Raw genomic sequence first — 20,697 nt, forward strand, 5'->3', positions numbered from 1 at the left:
GGCTGCGTTTCATGGCGTTCACGGACTGGTTCCACCACGACACGGCGGACGTGGCTTTCGGCGTACTCGATCCCGGTGGTACCCGGGTCGCGGTGCTGGCGGCGACGGACACTGACAGGGAACCGGCGCACTCCGTTTCGGCCTGACGCGCGCCAGGCGCCGCGCGTGCCGGTCGGGAGGCGGAGGCGTCACCCCGTGGTGGTGATGAGGTCGTCGAGTATCTGCTCCGACAGGCTGTTGTCGCCGAGGAAACTCTTCACCGAGGCGTCCTCGTTGCGCTGGGGGTCGGTGCCCGACCAGTTCAGGTCGTATCCCGCGTCCGCGCTGAGCTGGGTCAGGAACGCCCGCTGGGCACGGCCGTTGCCCTCGCGGAACGGGTGGAGGACGTTCAGGTCGCCGTACAACGTGGCCAGTTGGATGACGAATGCCTGCCGGTGGAGATTCTGCAGATGACCGGAGGAGGCGAGACGACCGAAGAACTCGCCGGCGTAGGGCACCAGGTTTCTCGCCGGACAGAACGGTGTGCGCTTGGCGATGTTCACGGTGCGTAACTCGCCTGCCCACGGATAGATGTCACCGAAGATCGCGGCATGGAACGCCTGGAGATGGCCGAGGTCGTACGCGCCGGGTAAGGGGCGTTCGGCGAGCATGACGAGGCGCGCCCGGGTGATGTCCGCCTCCGCAGCCGCGAGCAGCTTATGGTCGGTGATGCCGAGCTTGTTGCGCAGCACGCCGCCCGGCATGGCGTACGGATCGTTCACCCTGCCCGCCGCTCCGAAGTCTGTCGGTGGCGGGCGATCGCGCGGGCGACAAGGGTGTCCACGTCGAGGTCGCCCTTCACGTACGCCTCGGTGTCGCGGTCTGAGGCATTGGATGCCTGGAGCCCCTCGGCCTCGATGGAGCCGGTGGCCGAGGCGACGGCCGCACGTCGTGCCGCTCGTCCGCTCAGCGCCTCGAAGGCCTCGACGGACAGGAGGACGCCCTGGGGCTTGCGGTGGGCGCCGATCAGGACCGGGTCGGCATCCGCGCCGGACTCCGACAGGTCGGTCAGGATCCGCGACAGTCTCGTGCGCGCGTCGCTGACGGTCACGACCTCAGGAATCTCCATGCTGTCACCGTACCCATATAGAGGCTTGATTCTGTACAGATTCTAGTACGGATTCCGGTGAGTGTCCCGCCTCGGGCGGCTCTGGAGGCATCCCCAACCCCGTCCCGGAGGCGGCCGTCAGCCGAGACCGCGAGGTCCTCGCTGATGTCGGCGGGGTTGAACCGGACCACCGGCACATCGCGCCGATTGAGTTCGGTGATCACCATGCCGGCGGTGATGCCGTCCGCCTCGGTGGCCGCCGAACCGGCTTCTCCGAGAACGACGAAGCCCCGTCCGGACCGCTCCGGCGTGGGGCGCCTCCTTACGTAGCCATCAAAAGTAGTCACGGAAACGTCCTGCCTGTACGTTTGTGCAGGTCACAGCGTTTCGGTGATTCTCCCCGGCGTACAGCCCGACTCGTCTGCCGCCAAGGGTCCCTGACCAGGGAACATACTGGTCAGTGACCCTTTTTTGCCGGATCGGGAGCTTGGTCGAACTCCGGTCCGTACCGGTTCAAACCGGACCTCACGGCTACGAACGCAGCCACGAAGGTAGCCACCCACGCGGCCACTGTGGGCACTCGTCCTGATCACTGATCTGCGGTGATTCTCCGTGCATTACAGCCCGGCTTGCCGAACCCCTGACACCCTCCACCAGCCTTCCGCTGTTGGAGGGCGTCAGGGGTTCGATGCGGGAAGCCTGGGAGGCGTCACGCGGCGATGAGGGCGGCGGCCGGGAGCCGGCCCCGGCGCACATCGCGCCCAGCAGCGACATCACCTTGGCCGCCGGATGGGCCCCGCCGCTGTTGTCGGCCGCCTCGATGCGAACGGTGGCGGCCAGCTCGGGCAGCCCGGCCTGCTCGGCGAGAGCGACCAGCGGCAGCAGGCCCGCGTCCGCGATCAGATTCGGCTCGTCGAAGAGCGCGGAGACATGGACGGCGGCATGAAAAGATTGCGTCTCGGAAGAGTCTTGCCATCGTGCGTGCTGGAAGCCTCAAGAACCCCCATCATCGCAGCTCACAAGGCTCTTCCTCGTTTTCGGAGAACCCATCCACAGGCATCAGCCGGTGGATCCGGGCTGAATGTCGCCGCTCCACTTTCGGTTGACCGGCGACCTTGATCGAATTCGACGCTGTCTGGGGAGACGTTTTCAAACCACCCGGATGAGTAGCCTTTTGGCGGAGGGAACGTCGTCGGCTCTACCTGATTGGGTGGTGACGACCGCAGCACCCGCGATGAATGTTGAAACCACAACTGAGGCGAGCCCGTACGAATGCAGGGTCGTCGTAGGCGTGGGAGGTGCTGCGAGTGTCGTCGACTGCCGCTGTGGACGAGGGCCGTTCGTATCTGGTGGTGCTGTCCGCCAAACGGGCCCGGGAGCTGGTTTCCGCCGCCGCCGACCTCGCAGACCGGCTGCGCGGCCTCCCTGCGCCCGAACTCGCCGACGCCGCCTACACCTTGGCCACGGGACGCAGAAGCCACCGGTACCGGTTCGCCGTCGTGTGCCACGGCCCGGGGCAGGCGTCCCGGGCATTGACGGAACTGCTCGCGGGCGGCGTCGGGCACGACACCGCCTGCCGCCCCGGTGCCCGCCTCACGTTCGCACTCCCCGCCAACTTACCCGACAGCGGACGGCAGGCGGAGGAGGCCGCGCGTCTCCACCCGGCCTTCCACCGGTATCACCGTGCCTGCCGCCGGGCGGGCGCCCTGCGCCACGGGGACCGTGGAGCGGCCTTCGCCTTCCAGTACGCGACGGCCCGCCTGTGGATGCGGTGGGGGCTGTCACCCAGCGCCCTGCACGCCGACGGAGTGGGTCGGCTCGTCGCCGCCGTGGTCGGCGGGGGGCTGGGACTGCGCCGGGCGATCACCCTGCTCGACGATTCCGGTGGCTCCGGAGACTTCGGGGACGAGGTGTGGGCCACGGTGCCCGGCCTCGAACGCGGTGTCGCGAGTTCACGCGTTCCGGTGGAGCCCCTGGGAGCCCCGGAAACCCTGGAGCAGGACCCGGAGTCGCCCGTCGGCCTCCTTGTCCTTACGCCCGGCGTCGACTCCCCGCTCGAAGGGTTGCGGCGGGCCTGGCTCGCAGGGGCGGACGTCGACTGGGAGCAGGTGTACGAGGGTGAGGGGCGCCGACGGATCAGGCTCCCCGCCCGTGGGAGCACCGGGTCCGAAGGGGGCAGCGATCGAGCCGGTTCCGCCCGGGCCGATGTGAGCGACGACGTGCCCGAGGCGCCCTGGGTGCTCACTGCGCCATCGGCAGCCGAACTGGCGCTGCGGGCAGCCGAGTTGACGGAGCTGACGGACTTCACCGGGGCCGCCCCCGAGCCGCCGTGCGCCGGGGAGGGGCACCGGCACCGGGCCGTGGTGCTGGGCCGTCGGCCCGAGGACTTCCGGCGCGGGTTCACCGCCGTCGCGTCCCGCAGGCCCGCCGCCGGGGTGATCCGGGGTGCGGCTACGGTGACCGACGGGCGCATCGCCTTCGTCTTCCCCGGCCAGGGCTCGCAGTGGCAGGGCATGGCCGCGGACCTGCTCGCCGCCGGCCCCGTCTTCCGGGCGGAGGCGGAGCGCTGCATGGCGGCCTTCGCGCCGCTGCTGGACTGGTCGTTGACGGACGTGCTGTACGACCGGCCCGGCGCTGCCTCGCTGGAGCGGGTCGACGTGGTGCAGCCCGCCCTGTTCACGGTGATGGTGTCGCTCGCCGCGCTGTGGGACTCCTGGGGCGTCCGCCCCGACGCGGTGATCGGGCACAGCCTCGGCGAGGTGGCCGCCGCCCATGTCAGCGGCGCGCTGTCGCTCCAGGATGCGGCGACGGTCGTCGCCCAGTGGAGCAAGGCACAGGCGACGCTGGTCGGCACGGGCGACATGGCCTCGGTGGAACTGCCCCCGGAGGCGGTGCGCGAACGGCTGGCCGGCCGCGGTGGACGGGTCGGCCTCGCCGCGGTGAACGGGCCCGACTGGGTCCTCGTCTCCGGCGACCGGGGCGAGGTCGCGGCTCTGGTCGACGACCTGCGCGCCGACGGCGTACGCGCCCGGGTGATCGACGTCGGCCTGGCCGCGCACTCGGCCCATATCGACACCATCACCGACCGGATGACGCGCGACCTGGCCGGTATCGTCCCGCGCCCGGCTCGCATCCCGTTCCGCTCCACCGTGACCGGCGAACCGCTGCACGGCACCGAACTGGACGCCGCGTACTGGTGCCGCAACCTGCGGGACACGGTGGAGTTCGCCGACACCGTCCGCGCCCACGCCGAGGACGGCTTCCGGACCTTCGTCGAACTCAGCCCCCACCCGGCCCTCGTCATGGGCGTCAAGGCGGTCCTGGAGAGTGCCGGGACCGAGGCGGAGAGCGTGGCCGTGGGATCACTGAGACGCCAACAGGGCGGCCGGACGGCGCTGTTGACCGCGCTTGCCGAGATGTACGTGCGCGGGGTGCCCGTGGACCGGGCCGAACCGTTCGGCCGGGAACCGCGACCGAGCCGCGCCGGCGTGGAAGGTGTGGACGGCAGGGGAGTCGGGAACGTCGGGAGCCCCGGGGGCGAGGACGAGGCGGGCCCGGCGCGCGTGAACCAGGCCGGCCCGCAGGACACGCCGTCCGCCGCGACCGGGGTCCCTCCCGCCCCCGACCTCTCACACGCCGAGGCGGAACACACGACGCTGGACCTGGTGGGTGCCCATGTCGCCGCCCTGCTCGGCACGGACTCGCCCGACACGGTGGAACCGGAGTGGGCCGTCCGCTCGCTCGGCGACCTCGGCTTCACCTCGATGCTCGCGGTCGAGCTCCGGGACCGGCTGGCCCAGGACACCGGCCTGCGACTGCCGCGCACCCTGGTCTTCGACCACCACGTCCCCCTGCACCTGGCCCGCTACCTGGTCGCCGAACAGCGACGCACCCAGGCCGCGGAAAGCGCGGAAAGCACAGCGGTCCCGGCGGGAACGGAGGCCGCGCGGCACACCCGGGACACGGGAGAGCCCCGGGAGACGGGGGCCCCTCGGGACACGGCCGGGTCGCCGGCGGTCCTCATCCCCCCGGCCCCCGGTGCGGCCGGCGTCCGCGACGCCGTCGCCGTCGCCGTCGTGGGCATGGCCGCCCACGTACCCGGCGCCCGGGACCTGGACGCCTACTGGGAGCTGCTCAGCGGCGGCCTGGAGGGGATCACCCGCTTCGGGGACGACGAACTCGCCGCCGCCGGTGTGCCCGCGGAGCTGATCCGCGATCCGCGGTACGTGAAGGCGTACGGCGCGCTCCCGGAGGGGGAGCTGTTCGACGCCGCGTTCTTCGGGCTGAACCCCGCCGAGGCCGAACTGACCGACCCCCAGCACCGGTTGTTCCTGCAGACCTGCCACACGGCGCTGGAACACGCCGGTTACGACGCGTCCGGGCCCAGCGGCTCCGTCGGCGTCTTCGGCGGCGCAGCGAACAACACCTACCTCCAGGACAACGTGCTCGCAGCGACCGACCGGACGACCACCTCCGAGTATTTCCGGGTCCTGTTCGGCAACGACAAGGACTACCTGGCCACCCGCGTCGCCTACAAGCTGAACCTGACCGGCCCCAGCTACACGGTCCAGACCGCCTGCTCCACGTCTCTCGTCGCCGTCCATCTGGCCTGCCAGGCCCTGCGCTGCGGCGAGTTGGACATGGCGCTGGCGGGCGGTGTGGCGTTGCGGGTGCCCCAGACCCGCGGGCACCTGTTCGAGGAGGGGGCGATCCTCTCGGCCGACGGGCAGGTGCGCGCCTTCGACGCCGACGCGAGCGGCACGGTTTTCGGCAACGGGTCCGGGGTCCTCGTGCTGAAGCGGCTGAGCGACGCCGTCGCCGACGGTGACACCGTGCACGCGGTCATCCTGGGCACCGCGACCAACAACGACGGTGCGCAGAAGATCAGTTACGCGGCGCCTGCCCGGGACGGGCAGGCCCAGGTGGTCGTCCGCGCGCAGGCCGCGGCCGGAGTGGACGCGGACTCGATCGGCTACCTGGAGGCGCACGGCACGGGCACCGCCCTGGGCGACCCGGTGGAAATCGCGGCGCTCACGCAGGCGTTCGGGCAGCCGGTGGACCAGGGCCGCCACGTCCCCGTCGGCTCGGTCAAACCCAACATCGGGCACCTGGACGCCGCTTCGGGCGTGGCCGGTCTGATCAAGGTGGCACTGATGCTGCGCCACCGCACCATCGTGCCGAGCATCAACTACCAACACCCCAACCCCGCCATCGAGTTCGAGGACAGCCCGTTCCGGGTCGCCACGGAACTGCGTCCGTGGCCCGATGCCGGGGCGCCGCGCCGGGCCGGGGTCAGCTCCTTCGGCGTCGGCGGCACCAATGCCCACGCGGTGCTGGAGGAGGCGCCGCGGCGCCTCCCGTCCGGCCCGTCCCGCCCGGGACAGCTCCTGCTGCTTTCCGCCGCCACGCCCACCGCCCTGGACCGGGCCACCGCCGACCTCGCCGAACACCTGCGCCGCCACCCCGAACTGCCCCTGGCCGACGTCGCCCACACCCTGGCGGTGGGTCGCACCGCCCACCGGCACCGGCGCGCGCTGCTGTGCCGGGACATCGCCGAAGCCGTACGGCTGCTCGAAGACACCGCTGGGCACACCGACCGCACCGCGCGGGCCCCCTACACGCCACCCCGGCTCGCCCTCGCCCTACCCTCGGGCGGGGCCGGCACAGGCGACACTGCCGCCGAACTCGCCGCCATGGAAACGGAGTTCGCCCGGCTTTACGAGGCCTGTCGGACCGCCGGTTCGCAGCGACTCGGTGCGCGGGGACGGGAGTTCGCCTTCCAGTACGCCCTGGCCGGGCTCTGGCAGGAGTGGGGCCTGCTCCCCGGCGCGCTCTACGCGGAGGGCATTGGGGAACTGGTCGCGGGGTGCCTGACCGGCGCCCTGACCGTCGAACAGGCTCTCGCCGCGCTGGACTCGGGGGCATGGCCGCAGCCGGGGCCGCGGATCCTGCCGTACGGGGACCTGGGTGCCGTGAAGAAGGAGCTCGTCCTCGTGGTGGACGCCGGCGCCTCCCCGCTGACGGCCGTCCGCGACGCCTGGCTGGGCGGTGCGGACATCGACTGGGCGCGGTTCTACCGGGGGCAGCGCCGCCACCGGGTGCCGCTGCCGACGTATCCCTTCGAGGGGCGGCGCTTCTGGCTGGAGCCCTCGGCGGAACGGGGCGCCGGTCAGGGCGATGTGGCGGGCCCGCTCCCGGCCGCCGTCCAGGGCGTGCCCGCCCCCCGGCTGCGGACGTCCGCGAAACCGGTCGGAGCGCCGCTTTCCGTTCGTCACGAGATCACGCTCACCGGCGCCGAACCGTACCTGGCCGACCACACCGTACGCGCCACGCCCGTGCTGCCGGCTGTCGTGTACCTCGAACTGGTGCGCGCATTGGGCGAGTCGGCGACCGGGATGCGGTACGGCACGCTGCGGGACGTCGCGTTCCAGCGGATGCTCTCCTTCGGCAGTGATTCCCGCACCCTGCGGATCGTGCTCGAACCCCGCGACGGAACACACCACTTCACCGTCCTGGCCGACGGCACGGACCCGGGCAGGGAGGACCCGGCGCAGGATCGCGAGGGTGAACGGACCTATGCGACAGGCGAGTTCGTCCAGTACGGCTCGGGTGGCGCCCCGGAGCGGTTCGACACCGCCGCCTCCTTGTCGCGCTGCCCCACACGAGTCACCCCCGACGACTGCTACGACCTGCTGCGGCAGCGCGGCATCCTGCACGGGCCCGGGATGCGCACCCTGCGGGAGTTCGCCCACCGCGCGGGCGAGGAGGCGGTGGCGGTCGTCGAGGTACCGCCGATCGATGCCCCGTGCGTCGCGGACGGCGGCTTCGCCGGTCCCGGCACCCTGGTGCTCCACCCCGCCCTCCTCGACGGCGCCCTGCAGGCCGCGGCGTGTCTGCTCGCGGCCTCGGGCGGGGACGGCGGGGCCGCCCAGCTGCCGATCCGGATGGGTTCCCTGCGGCTGCTCGCCGAACCCGGGAACCGGTGCACGGTACACGTCACCCGGTCGGCCACCGGCGGCAGCGGGGTGGCCCGGCTTGACCTGGCGCTGGTCAGGGAGGACGGAACCGTAGCGGTACGCATCTCCGACCTGGTCCTGCGCCGCCTCCCGGACGGCGGCACGGGGCCGGGCGCGGCCGAACACCATGAGGCGCAACCGGGGCCGCGCTTCCTGCGCGGCGAGTGGTCGCCCGCGCCGCTCGCCGCCGGCAACAACGACAGCACCGGCCCCTTCCTGCTCCTCGCGGACAGTGCTCGGACGCGCGAGGATCTGCGGCGCGCGCTCCGGGAGGCCGGCGAGCAGGACACCCCGGTGGCGCTCGCGCTCCCCGGCACCGGATTCCGCCGTATCGACGGACACACGTACGAGATGGACCCGGCCCGGCCCGATTCCTTCACCGATCTGCTGACGGCCCTGCACACGGACGGGATCGCTCCCCGCCGCATCCTGCACATGTGGAGTCTCTCGGCCCCGGCCGGCCCGGCCGATCCCTTCGGCGCCGGTCTGCTCGACACCGGAATCGGTTCGCTGTTCCTTCTCACGAAGGCACTGCTGGCCCGCCGCCCGGCGGAACGTGTCCGGCTGCTGTACGTCCATCCGCTGACCCCGGACGACGGGGGCGGTGAGCAGGTTTCGGCGCACCCCGCCCACGAGGCCGTACCGGCGTACGAGGCCGTCGTGGCCTTCGCGCGCACCGCGCGGCTGGAGAACCCCGCGCTGGAGTACCGGGTGGCGGGACTCGCCCCCGGCCCTCTCGAAACTCAACTGGCTTTGGTGCTGAGGGAGTTCGGCACCGGGACCACCCCCGCCGAGGCCGGTCCCGTACCCGCGGTCCGCTATGAGCGGGGCATCCGCCTGGCCCGTACCGACCGGGCGGTGGTGCCGCCTGCGGTAGAGCGGGGGAGCGTCCTGCGCGAGCGGGGTGTCTACCTGATCACCGGTGGCGTCGGAGGGCTGGGCCTGCTGCTCGCCGAGCATCTGGCCGCCCGCGTCCGGGCGCACCTCTTCCTGGTCGGCCGCTCCGAGCCGGACGCGCGCACCCGGGCCCGGCTCGACGCGCTGACCGCGTCCGGGGCTACGGTTCGTCACCTGCGCGCCGACACCGGCCGCGAGGAGGACGTCCGCACGGTGCTGGCTGCGGTGGCGGCCGAGCACGACACGCTGCACGGCGTCATCCACGCCGCCGGCGTGCTTCGGGACTCGTTCCTGGTCGCCAAGACGCCCCAGGACCTGCTGGACGTACTCGCCCCCAAGGTCCAAGGCACGGCCCACCTCGACCGGCTGACCGCCGGGCACGACCTGGACTTCTTCGTGACCTTCTCGTCGGCCGTCTCGTCGTCCGGGAACGTGGGCCAGGCCGACTACGCCTTCGCCAACGCCTTCATGGACCAGGCGATGGCCGTCCGCGAGCGGATGGCGGCGGACGGGCGCCGCCGCGGCCGGTCCCTGTCCCTCGCCTGGCCGCTGTGGCGGGACGGCGGGATGCGCCCCGACGACACCTCGGCCGCCCTGCTCGAAAAGGCGCTCGGCTCCCGGGCCCTGCCCACCGAGGTCGGCCTCGCCGCCTTCGAGACCGCACTCACCCTGCCCGGCGGTGCCGTACGCGTGGCACTCGACGACCCCGCCACCCCGACCGTCGCGTCCCCCGTCCTTGAGGAGAGTGCCCAGGTGCCCGAGCCCGCTGTCGCCGAACCGGGGCCGGACCCGCGCGTCGTCGCCGAGGACCTGCTGCGCGGTGTCCTCGCGGCCCACACGAAACTCGACCCCGCCACGCTCGACCCCGAGGTCCCGCTGGACCGGTACGGCATCGACTCCCTCCTCGTCGTCAAGCTCAACGTCGATCTGGAGGAGCGATTCGGGGAACTGTCCAAGACCCTCTTCTTCGAGTACGTCACCCTCGCCGAACTGGCCGAGTACTTTGCCGCCCACCACGCCCCCCGCCTCCGCGAACTCGCGGGCGGCGAGCGGCAGTCGCCGCCCGGCGACAGTGTCCGGGCCCGCCCTCCCGTGGTCGCCACCGCCACCGCGTACGACGACTTCGCGTCGGACGACTGGCCCGAGGACGCCGTCGCTGTCATCGGCCTCAGCGGCCGCTATCCGCAGGCCGCCGACCTCGACGCGTTCTGGGAGAACCTGGTGGCGGGCCGCGACTGCGTGACAGAGGTGCCGCCGGAGCGCTGGGACCACCGCCGGTACTTCCAGGAGGGCGACCCGGCCCCCGGCCGCGCCTACGCCAAGTGGGGCGGATTCCTTGACGACGTCGACCGGTTCGACCCGCTGTTCTTCGGTATCTCCCCGCGTGAGGCCGAGCTGATGGACCCGCAGGAACGGCTGTTCCTGCAGACCGCGTGGCACACCGTGGAGGACGCCGGATACCGGCCCGCCGAACTCGCAGGGCGGCCCGTCGGGGTCTTCGTCGGCGCCATGTACGCGGAGTACCAGCTGTACGGCGCCGACCGCGTCCGGCGCGGCGAGGGCCCCGTACCGGCCTCGCTGCACGCCTCCATCGCCAACCGGGTGTCGTACGTACTGAACCTGTCCGGGCCCAGCCTGGCTGTGGACACCATGTGCTCCTCCTCGCTCACCGCCCTGCACCTGGCCTGCCGGAGCCTGCGCGACGGAGAGAGCGAACTGGCGATCGCGGGCGGCGTCAACCTCTCCCTCCACCCGCACAAGTACGTCTATCTCAGCCAGGGCCGATTCGTGTCCACCGACGGCCGCTGCCGCTCCTTCGGGGACGGCGGCACCGGATACGTGCCCGGGGAGGGCGTCGGCGCGGTGCTGCTCAAGCCGCTGCGCCGGGCCGTCGCCGACGGCGACCACATCCACGGCGTCATCACCGGGGCCGCTGTGGGCCACGGAGGCCGTACGAACGGGTACACCGTTCCCAACCCCAACGCACAGCAGCGCGTCGTCGAACAGGCGCTGCGCCGGGCCCGGGTCTCGCCTCGCGACCTGGGCTTCGTCGAGGCGCACGGCACGGGCACCCCGCTCGGCGACCCGATCGAGATCACCGGACTGCGCAAGGCCTTCTCGACCGTCGAGCACGAGCACGGCCGCGGGGACGGCGACACCGGCGGACCCGTGACCCCGTACTGCCCCATCGGGTCGCTGAAGTCGAACATCGGCCACCTGGAGGCCGCCGCCGGCATCGCGGGCCTGACGAAGGTCCTGTTGCAGTTCCGGCACGGCCGGCTCGTCCCGTCCCTGCACTCCGAACGCCCCAACCCCAACATCGACTTCGCCCGCTCCCCGTTCCGGGTGCAGCGCGAACTCGCCGACTGGCCCCGGCCGGACGGCGCACCCCGCCGGGCCGGACTCAGCTCGTTCGGCGCCGGCGGCTCCAACGCCCACCTGGTGCTGGCCGAGGCACCGCCCGCCCCGGCCGCACCCGAGCCGCCCGCCGCCGGGCAGCGCACCCCGCGTCCGCTGCTGTACGTGCTGTCCGCACGGGACGAGGTGCGGCTGCGGGAGTACGCCGGACGCCTCGGCCGGTTCCTGCGCACCGCGCGGGTCGAACTTGCCGATGTCGCGCACACGCTCCGCGTCGGCCGCGATCCCATGGCCGAGCGGCTGGCCGTCGTCACCGACGACGGCGCGGCCTTCGCCGACGCCCTGACCGCCTTCGCCGAGGGCACCGCGGTACCGGACTGCCTGTGGCACCGCGACAGTGGGACGGATCTGCTTTCCGACGGCGGCGCGGAGACCGCTGTCGTGACCGAAGCCCGTCGGTGGGTGGGCGGGGCGGCCCTGGACATGGCCGTCTCCCTCGCACCGCTCGCCGACACCCGCGCGCCGCGCCGGGTGCCGCTCCCGGGATACCCCTTCGCCCGGGAGCGGTACTGGCTGGGCGGCGACCTCGCCGGGCCGACGGCCTCCACCGCCGGCGTGGCGCGCATCCATCCGCTCGTGCACACCAACGAGTCCACGCTCACCGAGACCCGGTTCCGCACCGGCCTGCGCCGCGACGACGACCTGCTCGCCGACCACGAGGTCGCCGGACGACGGCTGCTGGCCGGTACCGCCCTCCTGGAGATGGCCAGGGCGGCGGTCGAACAGGGCGCCGGCCAGGCCCCCGGACGGCTGCGCGACGTGATGTGGGGCCGGCCGGTCGACGTCGTCGACGGCACCCTCGACGTGTTCGTCGCCCTGCACGCCGGGGCCGCCACCGACGCCCACACCGTCACGTTCGAGGTGTTCAGCCGGGCGGACGACGGCGGACGGATCACCCACGTGCGCGGCGTCGCGGACGCCGGCGCGCCCGGCCCGGCCGGGCCGCCGGTCGACCTCGACGGGGTGCGCCGCCGCTGTGCGGCCTCGCGGCCCGGCCCCCAGGCCTACGCCGACTACCGGCGGGCGGGCTTCCACTACGGGCCCTCGTTCCAGGTGATGCGGGAGGTGCGGACCGGCCTCGACGAGGTCCTCGTCGAGGCCGCGCTGCCCGAACCACCCTCTGGGACAAGCGGGTTCACCCTTCATCCCGCCCTCCTCGACGGTCTGCTCAGGGCCGTGCACTGGATGAACCGGGGCACGGCTCCCGGCGCGGACGACCTGGTCGTCCCCTTCTCCCTCGGGGAGATCGAGATCCACGCGCCGCTGCCGCCGGTCTGCTTCGCCCACGCGGTGCCCGCGGCGGGGACCCGGTCCGCGACCGTCCAGCGGTTCGACGTGGTCGTCACCGACGAGCGGGGCGCCGTGGTGGTCCGCGTGCGCGACTTCGCGGGACGTGTGCTGACCGACACCCCGACGCCGGCGGCCCTTCCTTCGCCGGCCGCCTCCTTCGCCCCCGGCACCCCGTCCGACGCACACGAGGCGGGCGAAGCGCTGTTCTACGCCTTCGGCTGGGAGCCCAGGGCCATCCCGGCCGCGCCCGCCGCGCCCACGGCGCCGGGAGCCGACACCCTTCTGGTGCTGTCCTCGGACCCTGAGCCCGCACGGCTGTTCGCCCGCTCGGGACGCTGGTCCCGCGTGGTACGCGTACAGCCCGGCGAGCGCCTCCACACCGGCCCCGCTGCCGCAGACGGCTGCGGCACCTGGACCATCGACCCCCGGAACCCCGGCCACTACCGGCGCCTGCTGGCCCACCTGGCCGACAACGGCGTACGCCCCGCGCTGGACGTCGCCCACCTGTGGGACCTGACGGCCGAACTCCCGGACGCCGCAGCCGAGTTCACGACCGGCCTCTACTCCGTACTGCACCTGCTGCACGCGGCCCGCGACCACCACACCATCCTGCGGCTGCTGTACGCCCACACCGGGCTTCCGGAGCAGGAGGCCGTCGCCGGGCTGGCCCGAGCCGCCGAGAGCGGGCCGCCGCAACTGCGATTCCGTGCCGTTCGGTACGACGGCGGCGTGCCGTCGGCGGCGGAACTCGTCCGTACCGTCCCGGACGAACTGGCGGCCTGCGGCGCCGGGTCGAGGACCGCCGAGGTCCGCCGCACCGAGGACGGGCAGCGCCTGGAGCGCGTGGTGCGCCGGGCCGCGGCACCCGGGCCGGCGGCCGGCGCCGTCCCGTTGCGGGACCGGGGCGTCTATCTGATCACCGGCGGCAGCGGCGGCATCGGACTGGTCTTCGCCCGCCATCTCGCCGAGCGGTACCGGGCCCGGCTGGTCCTGCTGGCCCGCTCCCCGCTGGACGAGGCCGCCCGCGCCGAGACCGAGCGGCTCACCGCGCTGGGCGCCGAGGTGCTCGCGGTACGTGCCGACGTCACGGTGCCCGACGACGTCCGCAGGGCGCTGGCCGAGACCACTGCACGCTTCGGACGGCTCGACGGCGTCTTTCACGCCGCCGGAACCTACGACCCGACCCCGTTGCGCGACGCCGACCGCGACCGGTTCGAACGGGTCCTCGCCGCGAAGACCCGGGGCACCGAGAACCTCGACCGTCTCACCCGGGACGAACCGCTCGACCTGTTCGTGCTGTTCTCGTCGGTCTCCGGCCACCTCGGCGACTACGGCGCGGGCAGCTACGCCGCCGCCAACCGCTACCTGGACGCCTATGCCGAGCGGCGCGAGGAGTGGGTGCGACAGGGGCTGCGTCACGGCCGCACCCTGTCGCTGGCCTGGCCCCTGTGGACGGTCGGGGGAGTGGACGCCGCGCTGAGTCCGGCCGTGCTGAACCGTTACCGGGACGCCACCGGGATGCGTCCGGTCACCGCGGCCGAGGGACCCGGACTGTTCGAACGGGCCTGGGCGTACGCGTCGCCGGTGCTGCTGCCCGCGCTGGGCGAGGACGCGGCGGTGGACCGGGCGCTCGGCGTCCACAGCACGGACACCGACGTCACCACCCGCGTCGACGCCTCCGCCTCCGCCATCGCCGAGCCGCCGTCCGCTTCCATGGGTGCCGCCCCCGCCGACGGCCTGTTGCGCTCCCGTACGGCCGAGCACGTCCGCGCACGCCTCGCCGAGGTGCTGAAGCTGGCGCCGGCCCGGCTCGACAGCGGTACCCCGCTGGACGCGTACGGGCTCGACTCGGTGATGGTGATGGAGGCCAATACCCTGCTCGGCAGGGACTTCCCCGGCCTGCCAGGCACCCTCTTCTTCGAGTGCCGCACCGTGACGGAGGTCGCCGAGTTCCTCCTGCGGGAGCATCCGACGGACGTGACCCGACTGTTCGGCGAACCGCAACCGGCGCCGGCCGCTCCCGTATCTCCGCGGATCTCTTCCGCACCGGTGCCGACGGCCTCCGTCACCGCCGCCGCCCCGGACTCCGACGACGCCGTCGCGATCATCGGCATCAGCGGCCGCTACCCCAAGGCCCGTGACCTCGGGGAGTTCTGGGAGAACCTGCGGGCCGGGCGGGACTGTGTCACCGAGGTGCCCGCCGACCGGTGGGACGCCGACGCGCTGTTCGACCCGGACCGGACCGCGCCGGGCCGCAGTTACGGCCGCTGGGGCGGGTTCCTCGACGACGTCGATACCTTCGACTCGCTGTTCTTCCGGCTCTCGCCGGCCCAGGCGAAGGCGATGGACCCGCAGGAGCGGCTCTTCCTGGAGACCGCCTGGGCCACCCTGGAGGACGCCGGCTACCCGCTCGACGCGCTGCCCCGGCCGCGCTTCGGGGGCGAGGGACGTGATGTCGGTGTCTTCGTCGGAGTGATGTGGGGCGACTACGCCGTCCTGGCCGCCGAGGAGTCCTTCCGCGGCAACCACGTCACCGTCCCGGCGAACCGCTCGACCATCGCCAACCACGTGTCGTACTTCGGCGACTTCCGTGGCCCCAGCATGGTCGTGGACACCGCCTGCTCCTCCTCCCTGGTCGCCGTCCACCTGGCGTGCGAGAGCATCCTGAGGGGCGAGTGCGGCTACGCGCTCGCGGGCGGGGTGAACGTCGCCGTCCATCCGGACAAGTACGTACACCTCAGCCGGATGACCATGCTCTCCCAGGACGGCCGCTGCCGGTCGTTCGGCGACGGCGGCAGCGGCTACGTGCCCGGCGAGGGCGTCGGCGCGGTCCTGCTCAAGCGCCTGTCTCGGGCCGAGGCGGACGGCGACCGCATCCACGCCGTGATCAGGACGAGCGCCGTCAACCACGGCGGCGCCACGAGCGGACTGACCGTGCCCAACCCGCGTGCCCAGCAGGCGCTGATCGAGGAGGCGCTGCACCGGGCCGGCGTCGACGCCCGCGGCATCGGCTGTGTCGAGGCGCACGGCACCGGCACCGCGCTCGGCGACCCCATCGAACACACCGCGCTGGAACGGGCGTTCCGCACCCACACCCAGGATCGCGGATTCTGTTCCCTCGGCTCCGTGAAGTCGGCCATCGGCCACCTGGAGGGCGCCGCGGGCATCGCGGGGCTCACCAAGGCGGTCCTGCAACTGCGCCACGGTGAACTCGTACCGTCGCTGCACGCGCAGGACCTCAACCCGGTCATCGACTTCGCAGCCTCCCCCTTCCGGGTGCAGCACGAACTCGCCGACTGGCCCCGGCCGTTCGCCGAGCCGCGCCGGGCGGCGGTCAGCGCCTTCGGCGCCGGCGGCACCAACGCCCACGTCATCGTCGAGGAGTACACCGGCGTCCGGGAGGACGGGAACCCCGCCGACCCGGAGACGAAACGCCCCGAACTCCTCGCTCTCTCGGCCCGCACCGAGGACCGGCTGCGCGCCCACGCGGCCCGGCTCGCCGCTCATCTGCGCCGCGAACGCGACAAGGGCCGCGCCCCGGCCCTCGCCGATGTGGCCCACACCCTCCTCGCGGGCCGCGAGGCGATGACCGAACGGCTGGCCGCCACGGTGTACGGGCTCGACGACGCCCTCGACGTCCTGGACGCGTTCGCCCGTGGCGAGACCGGGGACCGTGCGATGCGGGGCCGTGCCGCCAGGGCGGATGTCTCCGTCAGCGACCTGCTCACCGGCCTGCCGGAGGGCCGCACCCTCGCCCTCGCCCTCGCCTCGGCGGGAGACCTGGACCGGCTCGGCAGGCTGTGGACCTCCGGCATGTCCCTGGACGCGGAGATCCTCCAGCACGTACGGCCCCACCCGGCCCGCCGGGTGTCCCTGCCGGCCTACCCCTTCGCCCCGGAAAGGCACTGGCTCACCCGCCGACCGGCCGCCGCGCCGCTCACCCCGGCCCTTTCGGACCCGCGCGGCGCCGAACGGACGGACCTGTCCTCCCCGGACGCCTCCCGCGACGCCCACCTGTGGTCCCTCGACCCCGCCGACCCGGTGCTGCGCGACCACGTCGTCCGGGGCTGGAGCATCCTGCCCGGCGTCGCCCACCTCGACCTCGTGCTCTCGGCGCTGCCAGACCGGCCGAGTGCCCTGCGGGACGTCCGCTGGCAGGCGCCGGTCACCGTGACCGGGGGTGCGACGACCGCCCTCGCGCTGCGCACGCAGGAGCACGACGGCGTCGTACGGTACGAGATCCGTGGCGGCGAACTCCTCTGCTCCCAGGGCGTCCTCGCCGATCCGCGGCCGTCCGCCGGTGGCACCGTGCGCGTCGACGCCGTACGCGAGCGCTGCCCGCGCACCCGGACCGGCAGCGACCTCTACGCGTCTCTCGACGGCGGAGGGCTGCGTTACGGCCCGTACTTCCGGCTGGTCGAACAGGTGTGGACCGGCGACGGCGAGGCGCTGGCCCGGCTCGCCCGGCCCGCCGCCGAGCACCTCTCGTCCCTCGCGCCGCACACCCTGCACCCGGGCCTCGCAGACGCCGCCCTGCACACGATCGGCGCGCTCCTCGGCCCCGACGACGGCGTACTGATGCCCTTCGCCGTCGAGGAGGTCCAGGTACTGCGCCCCGTCCCGGATGGGGGCTGGTCGCACGTGACCGCACTCGGCGGACACCGCTACGATGTCGCGCTGCTCGACGCGAGCGGGCGGGTCTGCGTGAGCTTCCACGACGTGGCCTGCCGGCCCGCGCCCGCGGGGGAGGCCCAACAGACCCTGGAACACGAGACGTTCACGTACCGGCCCCGGTGGGTACCCGCCCCGCCGACCGCCGAGCCTCTGCTCCCGGGCCGGGAGAGCGTCCTGATCGCCGCCCCCGAGTCGGCGCGCGAGCCGGCCCTGGCGCTCGCCCGGGAACATCTGCGCCGGGGCGACGAGGTACGCCACCTGTGGCGAGCGGCGGACGACGGCGGCGGGACCGATCCGTCGGCCCTCCCGGTCCCGGCAGGAGGCCTGGTGTACTTCCTCGCCGGCCACCACGAAGTACCCGAAGGCTCCGGGGGTGAGGCCCGCGCCGAGGTCGTCGCCCTGCACCGTCTGGTGCGTGGTCCGCTCGCGGACGGCGCCGGACCCGCCCGTCTCAAGATCGTCACCACCGACGTGCTGCCCCTCGGCGAGGACGAGCCGTCCCGGCCCTGGGCGGCCGGACTGTGGGGCTACTGCTCCGTCCTGGACAAGGAGTTCCCGGCGCTGCGCACGGCCTACGTGGACCTGCGCGGCGACGAGGCCGCCGGTGCGGCCGTCCGGATCGCGGCCGAACCCTTCGAGACCCGCGCCCGCGCGGTGTCGCTGCGCGGCGGAGTACGCCGCATCCTGCGTCTGGAGCCGGTCGAACCGCCCGCCCTGTCCGCCGCGGACGGCGCCGTCCGCTTCCGTGACCAGGGCGTGTACCTGATCCTCGGTGGCCTCGGCGCCATCGGTCTCGACACCGCCGAGCACCTGGCACGCATCCACCGGGCGAAGCTCGTCCTGCTCAGCCGTACGGCACCCGACGCGCGACGCGCGGCGCGCATCGCCGGCATCGAGCGGTCGGGCGGCGAGGTCCTGCACCTTGTGTGCGACGCGACGGACCCGGCGGCCCTCCTGAACGCCGTGGAGCTGACCAGGCGGAGGTTCGGCGCGCTGCACGGCGTCATCCACTCGGCGATGCTGCTCGGCGCCACCCCGGTGCGCGACCTCGATGACGACGCCCTGCACGCCGTCCTGGCCGCCAAGACCGACACCACCTGGAACCTGGTCCGCGCGGTGTGGGACGAGCCGCTCGACTTCCTGCTCCTGTACTCCTCCGGCACCGCCTACGCCGGCAACACCGGCCAGGCCGGCTACGCGGCAGGGTGTGCCGCCGCCGACGCTCTCGCCCGGCACCTGGACCGCACCGCGCTCTTCCCGGTCCGGGTCCTCGACTGGGGCTACTGGCACGACGGCGGGGACCCGGAGCGCCAGGAGGCGCTGCGCCGCCTCGTCGCGGCCGGCATCCGCCCGCTCGGCGCCGCCGAGGGCATGGCCACGGTGGAGCGCTTCCTCGCCTCCGGCCTGCCCCGGATCCTCGCCACGCGCGCCACCGAACCCGTCCTCGAAGCGCTGGGAGTCGACACCGCCGTACGGGTACGCCCGCAACCCGCCCTCGGGGCAACACCGTTGGCCACCGCGGCCGTGGCACCGCCGCCGGCCGGCGACGCGGACCCGGCACGCGTCGGCGAGCAGCTCGACGCCTCGCGGGCCCTGGACCGGCTGGGCAGGCTGCTGCTGCTCGGCGTGGTGCAGCGGGCGGGTCTGCTGCGCCGTACCGGTGACCGCCGTACCGTCGCCGAACTGCGCGCCGCACTCGGTGTGGTGGAGCGGCACGAGGGGCTGTTCGGTGTGCTGCCGGACCTGTTGGCCGAGGCCGGATACGTCCGCCGGGAGCGCGACGAGATCGTGGCCCTGCCCCCGGTGGAGGGCGAGGAGGCCCGCCGGGCCCTGGCCGATCCCGCCGTCGCGCGTGCTCTGCTGCCTGCCGGGACACCGTGGACCGGCCCGGTCGCCGACCTGCTGCTGCGCTGCGTCCGGGAACTGCCCGGCGTACTGGCCGGGACGACCGAGGCGACCGAGGTGCTCTTCCCCGGCGGCTCCCTGGACGCCGTGACCGCCGTCTACCGGGGCAACGCCCTCACCGACCGGGTCGTCGAGGACCTGGCCGCCACGGTCGCCCGGTACGTCGGGCAGAGGCTCGCCCAGGACCCCGGGGCCCGGATCCGTGTCCTGGAGGTCGGCGCCGGTACCGGGAGCACGAGCGGCGCGGTACTGGCGGCGCTCGCGCCGCACGCCGGGCGTGTTCAGTACACGTACACCGACATCTCCGCCGGATTCGTCCGGCACGGGCACCAACTCTTCAACGCCGCCCACCCGTTCGCCGAGTTCCGGGTCCTCGACATCGAGGGCGACCTGGCTGCCCAGGGGTTCGAGCCCGGCTCGTACGACATCGTGCTCGGCACGAACGTCTTCCACGCGACCCGGCGCATCCACAGAACCCTGGAACGGGTCAAGCTCCTGCTCGGGACGGGCGGCCTGCTGCTCGCGGGGGAAGGCACCCGGGCGGACCACACGATGACCCTTGTCTTCGGCCTGACCGACGGCTGGTGGGCCTTCGAGGACCCCGAGCACCGCATTCCCGGCACCCCGCTGCTCAGCGAACGCTCATGGCGGGACGTGCTGCACGACACCGGGTTCGGGCCGGTGGCCACTCACGGGCTCCCCCGGGACGGGGAGGCCGCGCAGAGCCTGATCGTGGCGGTGAGCGACGGGCTGGTCGTCCGGCCAGTGGTTCAGCAAGTGGTTCAGCCAGTCGTCCACTCGGCCGCCGCGCCGAATGCCGACACCCCGGCCGGCCCGTCGGTCCCGGCGGAGCACGGGCAGCCGGGTACGCCCCGGCCCGCCGAGGATCGCTACCAAGCCGCCGAGGAACTGCTCCGGCGCGTCTTCGGCCAGGTCCTGGAGATGGCACCCGACCGGTTCGACCCGGAGGCGACCTTCGAGACGTACGGCATCGACTCGCTGGTGGTGCTCCAGCTCAACAAGGCGCTGGAGCCGTACGTGGGCCGGGTCCCGGCGACCCTGCTGTTCGAGTGGATCACCATCGGGCAGCTGGCCCACTGGCTGGTCGCCGAACACCCGGACGCCCTGGACCGGGCGGCCCCCGGGACACGGACCGTTCCCCCGGTCCGGACCGCCGCGCCGCCACCACCCGCGCCACCACCACCCGCGCCGGGCACCCTCGCGACGACGGAGCTGGAACAGATGGTCGACGCGATGTCCGACGCCCAGGTCGACGACCTGCTGCGGCTGTTGGCCACCGACGGTGACGCGACGGACGGACGGGCGGTGACCAGGTGACGGAAGGAACCAGCGGGTCCGAGCGGCCCGGCACGGCGGACCACGGCGACACGGCGCGAGCCGGACGGTACA

6 protein-coding genes are annotated in these 20,697 nt (G+C 73.4%); 3 read left to right on the forward strand and 3 right to left on the reverse strand.

Annotation, left to right across the window (positions count from 1 at the left end):
* Nucleotides 1-11 precede the first annotated feature (11 nt).
* A complete protein-coding gene (locus RB628_RS10560) occupies nt 12-146 on the forward strand; it encodes a DUF6183 family protein (RefSeq protein ID WP_318320108.1) in 135 nt (44 codons plus the stop codon).
* Nucleotides 147-188: 42 nt separating this feature from the next.
* Here RB628_RS10560 and RB628_RS10565 read toward each other — a convergent pair whose 3' ends face one another.
* The 3 genes from RB628_RS10565 to RB628_RS10575 are packed head-to-tail and all read right to left on the reverse strand — an operon-like array spanning nt 189 to nt 1,434.
* A complete protein-coding gene (locus tag RB628_RS10565; RefSeq protein WP_318320075.1) occupies nt 189-761 on the reverse strand; it encodes a Fic/DOC family protein in 573 nt (190 codons plus the stop codon).
* Nucleotides 758-1,108 (reverse strand): type II toxin-antitoxin system Phd/YefM family antitoxin, encoded by a 351-nt coding sequence (locus tag RB628_RS10570; RefSeq protein WP_318320076.1) that lies wholly within the window; start codon nt 1,106-1,108, stop codon nt 758-760. Before RB628_RS10570 ends, RB628_RS10565 begins: the two co-directional genes overlap by 4 nt.
* Entirely contained in the window at nt 1,087-1,434 is a 348-nt protein-coding gene (locus tag RB628_RS10575) for a hypothetical protein (RefSeq protein ID WP_318320109.1), read from the reverse strand. Before RB628_RS10575 ends, RB628_RS10570 begins: the two co-directional genes overlap by 22 nt.
* A 341-nt stretch (nt 1,435-1,775) precedes the next feature.
* Here RB628_RS10575 and RB628_RS10580 point away from each other — a divergent pair, with 341 nt between their 5' ends.
* Complete coding sequence (locus RB628_RS10580) at nt 1,776-2,033, forward strand: hypothetical protein (protein WP_318320077.1); 258 nt, start codon at nt 1,776-1,778, stop codon at nt 2,031-2,033.
* A 361-nt stretch (nt 2,034-2,394) separates the two neighbouring features.
* Nucleotides 2,395-20,625 (forward strand): SDR family NAD(P)-dependent oxidoreductase, encoded by an 18,231-nt coding sequence (locus RB628_RS10585; RefSeq protein ID WP_318320078.1) that lies wholly within the window; start codon nt 2,395-2,397, stop codon nt 20,623-20,625.
* Nucleotides 20,626-20,697 lie beyond the last annotated feature (72 nt).

This window comes from Streptomyces sp. ADMS (assembly GCF_033441795.1).
Classification (GTDB): Bacteria; Actinomycetota; Actinomycetes; order Streptomycetales; family Streptomycetaceae; genus Streptomyces.

Excerpts from the sequence above, each read along its gene's own strand:
- RB628_RS10560 (WP_318320108.1), top strand. The coding sequence starts at position 12 with ATGGCGTTCACGGACTGGTTCCACCACGACACGGCGGACGTGGCTTTC.
- RB628_RS10570 (WP_318320076.1), bottom strand. The coding sequence starts at position 1,108 with ATGGAGATTCCTGAGGTCGTGACCGTCAGCGACGCGCGCACGAGACTG.
- RB628_RS10580 (WP_318320077.1), top strand. The coding sequence starts at position 1,776 with ATGCGGGAAGCCTGGGAGGCGTCACGCGGCGATGAGGGCGGCGGCCGG.